Raw genomic sequence first — 12061 nt, 5'->3', positions numbered from 1 at the left:
CCGTGCTCATCCCCCGGCGGACCAAGCACCGCAAGCAGCACCACCCCTCGCGCCGCGGCGTGGCCAAGGGTGGCACCACGATCGCCTTCGGCGACTACGGCATCCAGGCTCTGGAGGGCGCGTACGTCACCAACCGGCAGATCGAGGCCGCCCGTATCGCCATGACGCGTCACATCAAGCGTGGTGGCAAGGTGTGGATCAACATCTTCCCCGACCGTCCGCTCACCAAGAAGCCGGCCGAGACCCGCATGGGCTCCGGCAAGGGCTCGCCCGAGTGGTGGATCGCCAACGTCAAGCCCGGCCGCGTCATGTTCGAGCTGGCCGGCGTGGATGAGCAGCTCGCTCGCGAGGCCATGAGCCGCGCGCAGCACAAGCTGCCGATGAAGACTCGCTTCGTGAGTCGTGAGGGTGGTGAAGGCTGATGGCCATCGGAAGCAAGGGCCTGGCCCCGGCCGACCTGGACGGCATGGACAACGACCGTCTCGGGCAGGAGCTGGAGAAGGCCAAGGCCGAGCTGTTCAACCTGCGGTTCTCCGCCGCCACCGGACAGCTCGAGGACCACGGCCGGCTCAAGGCCGTGCGTCGTGACATCGCCCGCATCTACACGATCGTGCGCGAGCGCGAGCTCGGCATCCGCACGGCGCCGAGCACCGAGAAGTGAACGAGGTCCCAGTGAGCGAGAACACGACGTCCACGGCCCCCCGAGGCCGACCTGGACCGCAACTTCCGCAAGACGCGCCGCGGGTACGTGGTCAGCGACAAGATGGACAAGACCGTGGTGGTCGAGGTCGAGGACCGCGTCAAGCACGCGCTCTACGGCAAGGTCATCCGCCGCACCGAGCGGGTGAAGGCGCACGACGAGGCCAACGAGGTCGGTATCGGCGACCTGGTCCTGATCATGGAGACCCGCCCGCTCTCGGCCACCAAGCGCTACCGCGTGGTCGAGGTCCTCGAGAAGGCCAAGTAGCACCGGCCTCCCAGCCCCCCATCCGTTCGGCCAGGCTCGGCCCCGCCGAGAACCGGCACGACGACAGGAGTAATTCGAAATGATCCAGCAGGAGTCGCGGCTCAAGGTCGCCGACAACACCGGTGCCAAGGAGATCCTTTGCATCCGGGTTCTCGGCGGCTCGGGCCGGCGCTATGCCGGCATCGGCGACACGATCGTCGCCACCGTCAAGGACGCCATCCCCGGCGGCAACGTCAAGAAGGGTGACGTCGTCAAGGCGGTCGTCGTCCGTACGACGAAGGAGCGCCGCCGCCCGGACGGCTCGTACATCAAGTTCGACGAGAACGCAGCCGTCATCCTCAAGGCCGACGGCGACCCGCGCGGGACCCGCATCTTCGGCCCGGTGGGCCGCGAGCTGCGCGACAAGAAGTTCATGCGCATCATTTCTCTGGCGCCGGAGGTGCTCTGACCATGGCGAAGATCAAGAAGGGCGACCTCGTCGTCGTCATCGCCGGCCGGGACAAGGGCAAGCAGGGCCGGGTGCTCGAGGTCCACAAGGACTCCGACCGCGTCGTCGTCGAGGGCGTCCAGCGCGCCACGAAGCACACGAAGGTCGGCCAGTCCAGCCGCGGCGCCCGCACCGGCGGTATCGAGACGGTCGAGGCCCCCATCCACGTCAGCAACGTGATGGTCGTCGACCCGGAGACCAAGAAGGGCACCCGGGTGGGTTACCGCACCGAGCAGGTCGAGCGCGACGGCCGGACCCGCACCGTGCGGGTCCGCGTGGCCAAGCGTTCCGGTAAGGACATCTGAGCATGAGCGAGACCACCACCACCTCGATGCCGCGCCTCAAGCAGCGCTACCGCGACGAGATCGTCGCGGGCCTGCGGGAGGAGTTCCAGCACGCCAACGTCAACGAGGTCGCCGGCCTGACCAAGATCGTGGTCAACATGGGCGTGGGCGACGCCGCTCGTGACTCGAAGCTGATCGAGGGCGCCATCCGCGACCTCAGCCTGATCACCGGCCAGAAGCCGCAGGTCACCAAGGCCCGCAAGTCCATCGCGCAGTTCAAGCTGCGCGAGGGCCAGCCGATCGGCGCGCACGTCACGCTGCGCGGCGACCGCATGTGGGAGTTCCTGGACCGTCTGCTCTCCCTGGCGCTGCCCCGTATCCGCGACTTCCGCGGCCTGTCCGCCAAGCAGTTCGACGGGCACGGCAACTACACGTTCGGCCTGACCGAGCAGTCGATGTTCCACGAGATCGACCAGGACAAGATCGACCGCGTGCGAGGCATGGACATCACGGTCGTCACCTCGGCCACCACCGACGACGAAGGGCGCTCGCTGCTGCGTCGCCTCGGATTCCCTTTCAAGGAGGACTGAGATGGCGAAGACCGCTCTGATCCAGAAGGCCAACCGCAAGCCGAAGTTCGCCGTGCGCGCCTACACCCGCTGCCAGCGCTGCGGGCGCCCGCACTCGGTGTACCGCAAGTTCGGGCTGTGCCGCATCTGCCTGCGCGAGATGGCCCTTGCCGGCCAGCTCCCCGGTGTGACCAAGTCCAGCTGGTAACGACTACGTCGTAGGTCCCGCGAGGAAACCACGATGAGGAAGGGCTGAGGCCCGATGACTATGACCGACCCCATCGCAGACATGCTGACCCGTCTGCGCAACGCCAACTCGGCGTACCACGAGGCGGTGTCCATGCCGTACTCGAAGCTCAAGGCGAGCATCGCCGACATCCTGAAGGCCGAGGGCTACATCGCCGGCTGGAGCGTCGAGGACGCCGAGGTGGGCAAGAAGCTGACCCTGGACCTGAAGTACGGCCCGAACCGTGAGCGCTCGCTCGCGGGCGTGCGCCGCGTCTCCAAGCCGGGGCTGCGCGTCTACGCGAAGTCCACCAACCTGCCCAGGGTCCTCGGCGGCCTGGGGGTGGCGATCCTGTCCACCTCCTCCGGCCTGCTGACCGACCGCGAGGCTCAGAACAAGGGCGTGGGCGGGGAAGTCCTCGCCTACGTCTGGTGACCAGGAAGGAAGCAGACCATGTCTCGAATCGGTAGGCTCCCCGTCCCGGTCCCCGCGGGCGTCGACGTCACCATCGACGGCGCGAGCGTCACCGTCAAGGGCCCGAAGGGCACCCTGACGCACGCCGTGCCCGAACCCATCTCCGTCACCCAGGAGGACGGCACGCTCGTCGTGTCCCGTCCGAACGACGAGCGTGAGTCCCGGTCGCTCCACGGCCTGACCCGCACGCTGCTGAACAACCTGGTCATCGGGGTCACCCAGGGCTACTCCAAGGGCCTCGAGATCGTCGGCACCGGTTACCGCGTGCAGGCGAAGGGCTCGGACCTCGAGTTCGCCCTCGGCTTCTCCCACCCCCGTGTCGGTGAGCGCCCCCCGAGGGCATCACCTTCACCGTGGAGAGCCCCACGAAGTTCACCGTCTCCGGCATCGACAAGCAGCTCGTCGGAGAGACCGCGGCGAACATCCGCAAGCTCCGCAAGCCCGAGCCGTACAAGGGCAAGGGTGTTCGCTACGCCGGCGAGCAGGTCCGCCGCAAGGTCGGAAAGGCTGGTAAGTAAGCGATGGCTATCTCCGTCAAGGGCAAGGGCAAGAACGTCGCCCGTACGCGCCGCCACCTCCGGGTGCGCAAGCGCATCAGCGGCACCGCCGAGCGCCCGCGCCTGGTCGTCACGCGCTCCAGCCGCCACATGGTCGCCCAGCTCGTGGACGACACCACGGGCCGCACCCTGGCCTCCGCCTCGACCCTCGAGGCCGACCTGCGCTCCGCCGAGGGCGACAAGGTCGCGAAGGCGCGCAAGGTCGGCGAGCTCGTCGCCGAGCGTGCGAAGAGCGCCGGGGTCGACGCCGCGGTGTTCGACCGCGGCGGCAACAAGTACCACGGGCGGGTCGCGGCTGTGGCCGACGGCGCCCGCGAGGGTGGTCTGACCCTGTGACCAAGCACAGCGTACGAGAGCAGAGGAACATCTGATGGCTGCACCGCAGCGAGGCAGGACCAGTGGTCCGGCTACCGGCTCGGGCGAGAACCGCGAGGGCGGGAACCGCCGCGAGGGCGGCAACCGTCGTGACGGTGGCCGTCGCGACAGCAACCGTCGCGGGGCCGAGGACAAGAACCAGTACATCGAGCGCGTCGTCACGATCAACCGCGTCGCCAAGGTCGTGAAGGGCGGTCGGCGCTTCAGCTTCACCGCCCTCGTCGTCGTCGGCGACGGCGACGGCACCGTGGGTGTCGGCTACGGCAAGGCCAAGGAGGTGCCCGCGGCGATCGCCAAGGGCGTCGAGGAGGCGAAGAAGAACTTCTTCCGCGTCCCGCGCGTGGCCCGGACCATCCCGCACGCCGTGCAGGGTGAGGCCGCCGCCGGCGTCGTCTTCCTGCGCCCGGCCTCCCCGGGTACCGGGGTCATCGCCGGTGGACCGGTGCGCGCCGTCCTGGACTGCGCCGGGATCCACGACATCCTGAGCAAGTCGCTCGGGTCGTCCAACGCGATCAACATCGTCCACGCCACCGTGGCGGCCCTGAAGGGGCTCGAGCAGCCCGAGGCCGTCGCCGCGCGCCGCGGCCTCCCCCTGGAGCACGTGGCCCCGGCCGCGCTGCTGCGGGCCCGGGCCGAGGGCGAGGCCAAGGAGCGCGAGGACAAGGCTGCCTCCGAGCAGACCGTCGGGGCAGGTGCGTGATGGCTCAGCTCAAGGTGACCCAGACCAAGTCCGTCATCGGCGGCAAGCAGAACCAGCGCGACACGCTGCGTTCCCTGGGCCTCAGGCGCATCGGCCAGTCGGTCGTGCGCGAGGACAAGCCCGAGGTCCGCGGCATGATCACGACGGTGGCGCACCTCGTCGCCGTCGAGGAGGTCGACTGACCATGGCCGATTCCAAGAACACGCCCGAGACGCCGGCGCGCCCGCTCAGGGTGCACCACCTGCGTCCGGCCCCCGGGGCGAAGTCCGCCAAGATCCGCGTCGGTCGCGGTGAGGGCGGCAAGCGCGGGAAGACCGCCGGCCGCGGTACCAAGGGCACCAAGGCCCGGTACCAGGTGCCGGAGCGGTTCGAGGGCGGGCAGATGCCGCTGCACATGCGGCTGCCCAAGCTCCGCGGGTTCAAGAACCCCAACCGCACCGAGTACCAGGTGGTGAACCTGGAGAAGCTCGGCGCGCTCTACCCCGAGGGCGGCACCGTCACCCGCGAGGACCTCGTCGCCAAGGGCGCCGTGCGCGCCGGCCAGCTCGTCAAGGTCCTCGGGACCGGTGAGCTCGGCGTCAAGCTCGAGGTCACCGTCGACGCGTGGTCCGCGTCGGCGAAGGAGAAGATCGAGGCAGCCGGCGGATCCATCTCCGCCGAGTGAGCCCAGGGCGCGGGCGGTCCGGCACAGCCGGGCCGCCCGCGTCGTCGTTGCGGCCGTGGGGCGTGACCCGGGGGAGCGCCCCACCGCCGCGGCGTGCGCCGCAGCGCTGCGGCGGACCTCGCCGCGCCGGACGAACGCAGGGCGATCAGCATCAGGGCGGCGAGCAGCAGGGCGAACGCGGGCAGGCGCGCTCGTCGAGCAGCGGGGGCGCGACCCGAAGTCACCGGGGTCTCCGTCCTGTCGGCCGACCTCGCCCGCGACCGACCGGCCCCGGGTGAGGGAAGCCTAGGGGACGAGCCGGGCGCAGGTGTGTCGTTGGTCACACCCGTGTGCTTCGTGCCCCCGCGGGCGCGAGGTGGCCCGGTGCCGGGCCGCCCGCCTCAGGCTCCCGGCCTCCCGAGGATCATGCAGCTGAGGCGTGCCGTGCAGACGCGGCGGCCGTCGTCGTCCAGGACGGCGACGTCGAACGAGGCGGTGGACCGGCCGAGGTGCAGCGGCGTCGCGGTCGCGGTGACGTACCCCTCCCTGGCGGAGCGGTGGTGCGTGGCGCTGAGCTCCGTGCCGACGGCGGACAGGGCCGGCCCGGCGTGGATCGTGGCGGCCACGGAGCCGACGGTCTCGGCCAGGGCCGCCGTCGCGCCGCCGTGCAGCAGCCCGTACGGCTGGGTGTTGCCGGCCACCGGCATCCGGGCCACCACGCGCGCGGCGTCGGCCGTGACCAGCTCGATGCCGAGCCGCTCGACGAGCGTGCCCCGGAAGCTCGCGAGCAGGGCGGGCAGGAGGTCGTCCGTGTCAGTCATGGAGCCTAGGGTGGCACCCGTGACAGACACCCAACGCCCGCGTCTCCTGCTCGTCGACGGTCACTCGATGGCCTTCCGCGCCTTCTACGCCCTGCCGGTGGAGAACTTCTCGACCTCGACGGGCCAGCACACCAACGCGGTCTACGGGTTCCTGTCCATGCTCATCAAGCTGCTCGACGAGGAGCAGCCCACCCACCTGGCCGTGGCGTTCGACCTCTCCGAGCCCACGTTCCGCACGCAGGAGTACGCCGACTACAAGGGCACCCGCGACGCCGCCCCGGAGCCCTTCCGCGGCCAGGTGCCGCTGATCCGCGAGGTCATGGCGGCCATGAACGTCCCGGTCCTGGAGCGGTCCGGCTTCGAGGCCGACGACGTCCTGGCCACGCTCGCCACCGCAGGCGCCGGTGCCGGCATGGAGGTGCTGCTCATCTCCGGCGACCGCGACACCTTCCAGCTCGTCCGTGACGACGTCACCGTGCTGTACCCGATCCGCGGCGTCTCCACCCTCACCCGGATGACGCCCGAGGCCGTTGTCGAGAAGTACGGCGTCGTGCCGGAGCGGTACCCCGACCTCGCCGCCCTGGTCGGGGAGACCAGCGACAACCTGCCGGGCGTGCCGGGCGTCGGCCCGAAGACGGCCGCGAAGTGGGTCAACCTCTACGACGGGCTCGACAACGTCATCGGCCGGGCCGGCGAGATCGGCGGCAAGGCGGGCCAGAACCTGCGCGCGCACCTCGACCAGGTGATCGTGAACCGCCGCCTCAACGGGCTGGTGACGGACGTCGAGCTTCCGCTGGGCGTCGACGACCTCGCGCGCCGCCCCTTCGACCGCGAGGCCGTGCACCAGCTGTTCGACACGCTGGAGTTCGACGTCCTGCGCGAACGGCTCTTCGCCACGTTCCCGGACAAGGACGAGGCGGCGCCGGCCGCGGCGCTCGAGATCGACGTGGTGGCGGTGCAGGACCTTCCGGGCGGCCTCGGGCCGTGGCTGGCCGAGCGCCGCGGCCAGCTCCTCGGCCTCGACGTCACCGGCACCTACTCGCAGGGGTCCGGGGACGCGTGGACGCTGGCGGTCGCGGACGACGGCGGGCACGCCGTCACGGTCGACCTCTCCGAGCTCCCGGCCGAGGAGGAGTCCGTGCTGGCGGCGTGGCTGGCCGACCCGGCGCAGGCCAAGGCCGTGCACGAGGCGAAGCGCGCCTGGCACGCGCTCCGCGGGCGCGGGCTGTCCCTCACCGGCGTCACGTTCGACACGGCGCTGGCCGGCTACCTCTCGCACCCCGACCAGCGCCGGTACGCCCTCGCCGACCTGACCGTGCGGTACCTGCGCCGCGAGCTGGACCTGGACGAGGCGGGGGAGGGCCAGGGGATGCTCGCGCTGGACGGCGGGACCGCCGACCGGCCCGCCGCGTCCGCGCGGGCGCCGTGGTGGAGCTGGCGGAGGTGCTCGGGGGCCGAGCTCGCCGAACGGGGCGCCGCCCACCTGCTCACCGACCTCGAGCTCCCCGTCCAGCGGGTGCTCCAGGACATGGAGAGGGTCGGCATCTACGCCGACGCGGAGAGCCTGGAGTCGCTGCGCCGCGACTTCGACCACGAGGTCGAGCGTGCCGCCGCGATGGCGTTCGAGGCCATCGGGCACGAGGTCAACCTCTCGAGCCCGAAGCAGCTCCAGGAGGTGCTGTTCACCGAGCTGGAGATGCCGAGGACCAAGAAGACGAAGACGGGCTACACCACCGACGCCGACGCGCTGGCGGACCTGTACGCCAAGACCGAGCACCCCTTCCTCGAGCACCTGCTCGCGCACCGCGACCAGATCCGCCTGCGGCAGACCGCCGAGGGGCTGCTGCGCTCCATCTCGCCCGACGGGCGCATCCACACCACCTTCCACCAGACGATCGCCGCGACCGGGCGGCTCAGCTCCACCGACCCCAACCTGCAGAACATCCCGGTGCGCACCGAGGACGGGCTGCGCATCCGCGAGGGCTTCGTGGTGGGCGAGGGCTACGAGCAGCTCCTGACGGCCGACTACTCCCAGATCGAGATGCGGATCATGGCGCACCTGTCCGCCGACGCGGGGCTCATCGACGCGTTCAACTCGGGGGAGGATCTGCACTCGTTCGTCGGCAGCCGCGTCTTCGACGTGCCGACGGACGAGGTGACGCCCGCGCAGCGCAGCAAGATCAAGGCGATGAGCTACGGCCTGGCCTACGGGCTGAGCGCGTTCGGCCTGTCCAAGCAGCTCCGTATCGAGGTCTCCGAGGCCCGGACCCTCATGGAGGGCTACTTCGAGCGGTTCGGCGGTGTGCGTGACTACCTCACCGGGGTCGTCGACCAGGCGCGCCGTACCGGCTACACCGCGACGATCATGGGGCGGCGCCGCTACCTGCCGGACCTGACGAGCGACAACCGGCAGCGCCGCGACATGGCCGAGCGGATGGCGCTCAACGCGCCCATCCAGGGCTCGGCGGCAGACATCATCAAGGTCGCCATGGTGGGGACCCGTCGTGCGCTCGACGCCGCCGGACTGCGGTCGCGCCTGCTCCTGCAGGTCCACGACGAGCTGGTGCTCGAGGTGGCGCCCGGGGAGGCCGAGGAGGTCGAGGCGCTGGTGCGGCGCGAGATGGCCGGCGCGGCGGACCTTTCCGTGCCGCTGGACGTCTCCGTCGGGACCGGCCGGTCCTGGCGCGACGCCGCGCACTAACTGCAGGGCCGCCGCACCGGCGGGCGTCGGTTCGCCTCCGTCCACGGGCGGCGGGCCGTCCACGTCCACGGGCGGCGGGTCGTCCCCGTCTACGGGCGGCGGGTCACGAAGATCGCCGTCCCGGGCAGGAGCGTCCCGCGCTCGGGCCCCCACCCGCCCCAGACGTTGTCGTTGTCCGCGGGCCATTCCGGCTCCACCAGGTCCTCGACCACGAGGCCGGCCCCGACGACGTCGCGCACGTGGTCCCCGAGCGTGCGGTGATACTCGGCGTAGAGGGGTGCCCCGGCGGCGTCCCGCTCGACGTACGGCGTGCGGTCGAAGTACGAGCGCGTGACCGTGAGCCCCCTCGTCGTCGGATCGTCGGGAAAGGCCCACCGCACCGGGTGGCTGACCGAGAAGGCCCAGCGCCCGCCCGGGCGCAGCACCCGCGCCGCCTCGGCGTGGACGCGGCCGGCGTCCGGCACGAACGGCAGGGCGCCGAACGCGGTGAACACGACGTCGAAGCTCGCCGCCTCGAACGGCAGCGCCCGGGCGTCCGCGAGCACCGTCGGCACGGTGACGCCGGTGGCCGCGTCGAGCTCGCGGGCACGGTCCAGCATGCCCCGTGCGACGTCCGACGCGACCACGTCCACGCCCTGGGCCGCGAGCCACCGGGAGCACTGCGCGGCGCCCGCCCCGACCTCGAGGACCCGGGCGCCGTGCAGCTGCTCAAGCGGGCCGAGCAGGTGAGCCTCGGCCTCGCGCAGGCCCTCGGGGCACCAGCAGAAGTCCGCCGGGCCGAGGAAGTCGCCGTGCTCGGCGAGGTACTCGGCGGACTCCTGGCTCCACCAGGCGGTGTTGGCGCGGGCGGCGGCTCGCCGTCGACCGGTTCGTAGCCGGCTCGGGCCGGGGCGTTCGGGGTGGACATGCCACCAGTGTGCGCGACGTGGGCGCGGAGCGGCCCCGGCGGAGGCACCCCGGCGTGACGCCCGTCACCGGGGGCCGGCGGTGGTTGCCCGGGCGGGGACGACGTCGGTAGGATCGATCCTTGGTGCAGTTGTGCCCATGTGGCTGCTCCTGCGCCGAAACTTCCAGAACAATACTGTCCGCACTAGTTCCCTGTCCGCATCGGAGTCCACCACTCAATGACCACCACCACGCCCACGCAGCCGACGTCCCCGCAGGTTGCCGTCAACGACATCGGTTCCGAGGAAGACTTCCTCGCCGCGATTGACGAGACCATCAAGTACTTCAACGACGGCGACATCGTCGAGGGCACCATCGTCAAGGTCGACCGGGACGAGGTTCTCCTCGACATCGGTTACAAGACCGAGGGCGTCATCCTCTCCCGCGAGCTCTCCATCAAGCACGATGTGGACCCCGACGAGGTCGTCTCCGTCGGAGACAAGATCGAGGCGCTCGTCCTCCAGAAGGAGGACAAGGAGGGCCGGCTGCTCCTGTCGAAGAAGCGCGCCCAGTACGAGCGCGCCTGGAGCACGATCGAGAAGATCAAGGAGGAGGACGGCGTCGTCACCGGCACCGTCATCGAGGTCGTCAAGGGCGGCCTGATCCTCGACATCGGTCTGCGCGGCTTCCTCCCCGCCTCCCTCGTGGAGATGCGCCGGGTCCGCGACCTCCAGCCCTACGTGGGCAAGGAGCTCGAGGCCAAGATCATCGAGCTCGACAAGAACCGCAACAACGTGGTGCTGTCCCGCCGCGCCTGGCTCGAGCAGACCCAGTCCGAGGTCCGCTCGCACTTCCTGCAGACCCTGCAGAAGGGCCAGGTTCGTCCCGGCGTGGTCTCCTCCATCGTCAACTTCGGTGCGTTCGTCGACCTGGGTGGCGTGGACGGGCTCGTGCACGTCTCCGAGCTCTCCTGGAAGCACATCGACCACCCGAACGAGATCGTCGAGGTCGGCCAGGAGGTCACCGTCGAGGTTCTCGACGTCGACATGGACCGCGAGCGTGTCTCCCTGTCGCTCAAGGCGACGCAGGAGGACCCGTGGCAGGCCTTCGCCCGCACGCACGCCATCGGCCAGGTCGTGCCCGGCAAGGTCACCAAGCTCGTCCCGTTCGGTGCGTTCGTGCGCGTCGAGGACGGCATCGAGGGCCTGGTCCACATCTCGGAGCTGGCCCAGCGCCACGTCGAGGTTCCGGAGCAGGTGGCCAAGGTCGGCGACGAGGTCTTCGTCAAGGTCATCGACATCGACCTGGACCGCCGCCGCATCTCGCTGTCCCTCAAGCAGGCCAACGAGGGCGTCGACCCCACCAGCGACGACTTCGACCCGTCGCTGTACGGCATGGCCGCGGAGTACGACGAGCAGGGGAACTACAAGTACCCCGAGGGCTTCGACCCGGAGACCAACGAGTGGCTCGAGGGCTACGAGACCCAGCGCGAGGCCTGGGAGGCCGAGTACGCCGAGGCGCACGCCCGTTGGGAGGCGCACAAGAAGCAGGTCGCGTCCGCCATGGAGGCCGACACCGAGGCTGTCGCCTCCGCGGGCGCCGGCACCGCCGGACCGGCCACGTACAGCTCGGCGCCGGCCGAGGCGCAGGGCACGCTCGCGTCCGACGAGGCCCTGGCCGCGCTGCGCGAGAAGCTCACCGGTCACTGAGTCCCGCGCCGCCGACGGCGGCCGGACCGGGTCACCACGACCCTGACCGACGACGAGGCCCGTCGCTCCTTCGGGAGCGACGGGCCTCGTCGTCGGTGCGGTGCCTCGGCGTCCGGCGTGCGGTCGCCCTGCGTCGGTGCCCCGCCGGCGGACGTGTCAGACGAGCTTCGCCGTGAGCTCGATGGGCGTGGCCCTCAGCGCCTGGCTCACCGGGCAGCCGGTCTTGGCGGCCTCGGCGATGCGCTGGAAGTCCTCCTCGGAGATGCCGTCGATGCGAGCCTCGCAGGTGAGCTGGATGCCCGTGATGCCCTCACCGGCCACGAAGGTCACCTCGGCGGTCGTGCGCAGCTCGGTGGGCGGGGTGCCGTTCGAGTCCAGCTCGTTGGAGAAGGCCATCGAGAAGCAGCTGGAGTGAGCGGCGGCGATCAGCTCCTCCGGGTTCGTCCGTCCTCCGTGCTCCTCGGTGCGTGCCTTCCAGTCCACGTCGAACGTGGCGAGGCCCGAGCTCTCCAGCCTGGTGGTGCCCGAGCCCTGGAAGAGGTTTCCCTGCCAGGTGTTCGTGGCCTTGCTGGTGAGTGGCTTCGGCATCGTGCGCTCCTGTCTCTCGGCGCCCGTGGGCGGTCCGGTCGGTCCTTGCCGTCAACATCCTGCCGTGAGGGCGGG

Annotated in this window: 18 protein-coding genes and 1 pseudogene; 16 read left to right on the top strand and 3 right to left on the bottom strand. The window is 70.8% G+C overall.

Annotated features, from left to right (window positions below; genetic code table 11):
- The first annotated feature begins 2 nt into the window (after positions 1-2).
- The 13 genes and pseudogenes from rplP to rplO all read left to right on the top strand — a co-directional run bounded on the left by rplP (position 3) and on the right by rplO (position 5303).
- Positions 3-422, top strand: a complete 420-nt coding sequence (rplP, locus tag DA06_RS05910; protein WP_043498187.1) for a 50S ribosomal protein L16 — start codon at positions 3-5, stop codon at positions 420-422.
- Complete coding sequence (gene rpmC, locus DA06_RS05905; protein ID WP_043498186.1) at positions 422-661, top strand: 50S ribosomal protein L29; 240 nt, start codon at positions 422-424, stop codon at positions 659-661. The genes rplP and rpmC overlap by 1 nt, the downstream gene beginning before the upstream one ends.
- 51 nt (positions 662-712) lie before the next feature.
- Positions 713-967 (top strand): 30S ribosomal protein S17, encoded by a 255-nt coding sequence (gene rpsQ, locus DA06_RS05900; RefSeq protein ID WP_043498184.1) that lies wholly within the window; start codon positions 713-715, stop codon positions 965-967.
- A gap of 79 nt (positions 968-1046) precedes the next feature.
- Positions 1047-1415 (top strand): 50S ribosomal protein L14, encoded by a 369-nt coding sequence (gene rplN, locus DA06_RS05895; protein ID WP_043498182.1) that lies wholly within the window; start codon positions 1047-1049, stop codon positions 1413-1415.
- Between the two features lie 2 nt (positions 1416-1417).
- Entirely contained in the window at positions 1418-1759 is a 342-nt protein-coding gene (gene rplX / locus DA06_RS05890; protein WP_043498180.1) for a 50S ribosomal protein L24, read from the top strand.
- A 2-nt stretch (positions 1760-1761) separates the two neighbouring features.
- Positions 1762-2328, top strand: coding sequence for a 50S ribosomal protein L5 (gene rplE, locus DA06_RS05885; RefSeq protein WP_043498178.1), 567 nt, complete (start codon positions 1762-1764; stop codon positions 2326-2328).
- Between the two features lies 1 nt (position 2329).
- On the top strand, positions 2330-2515 hold the full coding sequence (locus DA06_RS05880) for a type Z 30S ribosomal protein S14 (RefSeq protein ID WP_043498176.1): 186 nt from the start codon (positions 2330-2332) through the stop codon (positions 2513-2515).
- 54 nt (positions 2516-2569) lie between these two features.
- The gene (gene rpsH, locus DA06_RS05875; RefSeq protein ID WP_043498174.1) at positions 2570-2968 is read left to right on the top strand and encodes a 30S ribosomal protein S8; all 399 of its coding nucleotides are present in this window, start codon (positions 2570-2572) and stop codon (positions 2966-2968) included.
- Between the two features lie 18 nt (positions 2969-2986).
- Positions 2987-3525 (top strand): annotated as a pseudogene (rplF, locus tag DA06_RS05870) (50S ribosomal protein L6).
- Positions 3526-3528: 3 nt separating this feature from the next.
- Positions 3529-3900 (top strand): 50S ribosomal protein L18, encoded by a 372-nt coding sequence (rplR, locus tag DA06_RS05865; protein ID WP_043498171.1) that lies wholly within the window; start codon positions 3529-3531, stop codon positions 3898-3900.
- A 34-nt stretch (positions 3901-3934) separates the two neighbouring features.
- Positions 3935-4639 (top strand): 30S ribosomal protein S5, encoded by a 705-nt coding sequence (gene rpsE / locus DA06_RS05860; protein ID WP_043498169.1) that lies wholly within the window; start codon positions 3935-3937, stop codon positions 4637-4639.
- Positions 4639-4821, top strand: coding sequence for a 50S ribosomal protein L30 (gene rpmD / locus DA06_RS05855; RefSeq protein WP_043498167.1), 183 nt, complete (start codon positions 4639-4641; stop codon positions 4819-4821). The genes rpsE and rpmD overlap by 1 nt, the downstream gene beginning before the upstream one ends.
- Positions 4822-4823: 2 nt before the next feature.
- A complete protein-coding gene (rplO, locus tag DA06_RS05850; RefSeq protein ID WP_052436420.1) occupies positions 4824-5303 on the top strand; it encodes a 50S ribosomal protein L15 in 480 nt (159 codons plus the stop codon).
- Positions 5304-5683: 380 nt separating this feature from the next.
- Here rplO and DA06_RS05845 read toward each other — a convergent pair whose 3' ends face one another.
- Complete coding sequence (locus DA06_RS05845) at positions 5684-6103, bottom strand: hotdog fold thioesterase (protein ID WP_043498136.1); 420 nt, start codon at positions 6101-6103, stop codon at positions 5684-5686.
- Between the two features lie 19 nt (positions 6104-6122).
- On the opposite strand from DA06_RS05845, the gene polA reads away from it, so the two are divergent.
- The gene (gene polA, locus DA06_RS05840; protein WP_418607129.1) at positions 6123-8804 is read left to right on the top strand and encodes a DNA polymerase I; all 2682 of its coding nucleotides are present in this window, start codon (positions 6123-6125) and stop codon (positions 8802-8804) included.
- Positions 8805-8893: 89 nt separating this feature from the next.
- Here polA and DA06_RS05835 read toward each other — a convergent pair whose 3' ends face one another.
- On the bottom strand, positions 8894-9508 hold the full coding sequence (locus DA06_RS05835; RefSeq protein ID WP_418607878.1) for a class I SAM-dependent methyltransferase: 615 nt from the start codon (positions 9506-9508) through the stop codon (positions 8894-8896).
- Here DA06_RS05835 and DA06_RS05830 point away from each other — a divergent pair.
- On the top strand, positions 9503-9679 hold the full coding sequence (locus tag DA06_RS05830; RefSeq protein ID WP_418607127.1) for a hypothetical protein: 177 nt from the start codon (positions 9503-9505) through the stop codon (positions 9677-9679). The two genes, DA06_RS05835 and DA06_RS05830, sit on opposite strands and share 6 nt — an antisense overlap.
- A 249-nt stretch (positions 9680-9928) precedes the next feature.
- Positions 9929-11398: a 30S ribosomal protein S1 gene (gene rpsA, locus DA06_RS05825; RefSeq protein ID WP_043498131.1), complete on the top strand. Its 1470-nt coding sequence runs from the start codon at positions 9929-9931 to the stop codon at positions 11396-11398.
- 156 nt (positions 11399-11554) lie between these two features.
- On the opposite strand, the gene DA06_RS05820 is transcribed toward rpsA, so the two are convergent.
- Complete coding sequence (locus DA06_RS05820; RefSeq protein ID WP_043498129.1) at positions 11555-11986, bottom strand: OsmC family peroxiredoxin; 432 nt, start codon at positions 11984-11986, stop codon at positions 11555-11557.
- Between the last annotated feature and the right edge of the window lie 75 nt (positions 11987-12061).

The sequence above is a fragment of the Georgenia sp. SUBG003 genome, assembly GCF_000715355.2.
Classification (GTDB): Bacteria; Actinomycetota; Actinomycetes; order Actinomycetales; family Actinomycetaceae; genus Georgenia.
Note: the sequence above shows the minus strand (reverse complement) of the source record. Positions and strands in the feature narration are given on the sequence as shown.

What these genes read in the sequence shown, in the direction of transcription:
- rpmC (WP_043498186.1), top strand. Translation starts at nt 422, where the DNA reads ATGGCCATCGGAAGCAAGGGCCTGGCCCCGGCCGACCTGGACGGCATG.
- rplN (WP_043498182.1), top strand. Translation starts at nt 1,047, where the DNA reads ATGATCCAGCAGGAGTCGCGGCTCAAGGTCGCCGACAACACCGGTGCC.
- rplX (WP_043498180.1), top strand. Translation starts at nt 1,418, where the DNA reads ATGGCGAAGATCAAGAAGGGCGACCTCGTCGTCGTCATCGCCGGCCGG.
- rplE (WP_043498178.1), top strand. Translation starts at nt 1,762, where the DNA reads ATGAGCGAGACCACCACCACCTCGATGCCGCGCCTCAAGCAGCGCTAC.
- DA06_RS05880 (WP_043498176.1), top strand. Translation starts at nt 2,330, where the DNA reads ATGGCGAAGACCGCTCTGATCCAGAAGGCCAACCGCAAGCCGAAGTTC.
- rpsH (WP_043498174.1), top strand. Translation starts at nt 2,570, where the DNA reads ATGACTATGACCGACCCCATCGCAGACATGCTGACCCGTCTGCGCAAC.
- rplR (WP_043498171.1), top strand. Translation starts at nt 3,529, where the DNA reads ATGGCTATCTCCGTCAAGGGCAAGGGCAAGAACGTCGCCCGTACGCGC.
- rpsE (WP_043498169.1), top strand. Translation starts at nt 3,935, where the DNA reads ATGGCTGCACCGCAGCGAGGCAGGACCAGTGGTCCGGCTACCGGCTCG.
- rpmD (WP_043498167.1), top strand. Translation starts at nt 4,639, where the DNA reads ATGGCTCAGCTCAAGGTGACCCAGACCAAGTCCGTCATCGGCGGCAAG.
- rplO (WP_052436420.1), top strand. Translation starts at nt 4,824, where the DNA reads ATGGCCGATTCCAAGAACACGCCCGAGACGCCGGCGCGCCCGCTCAGG.
- DA06_RS05845 (WP_043498136.1), bottom strand. Translation starts at nt 6,103, where the DNA reads ATGACTGACACGGACGACCTCCTGCCCGCCCTGCTCGCGAGCTTCCGG.
- rpsA (WP_043498131.1), top strand. Translation starts at nt 9,929, where the DNA reads ATGACCACCACCACGCCCACGCAGCCGACGTCCCCGCAGGTTGCCGTC.
- DA06_RS05820 (WP_043498129.1), bottom strand. Translation starts at nt 11,986, where the DNA reads ATGCCGAAGCCACTCACCAGCAAGGCCACGAACACCTGGCAGGGAAAC.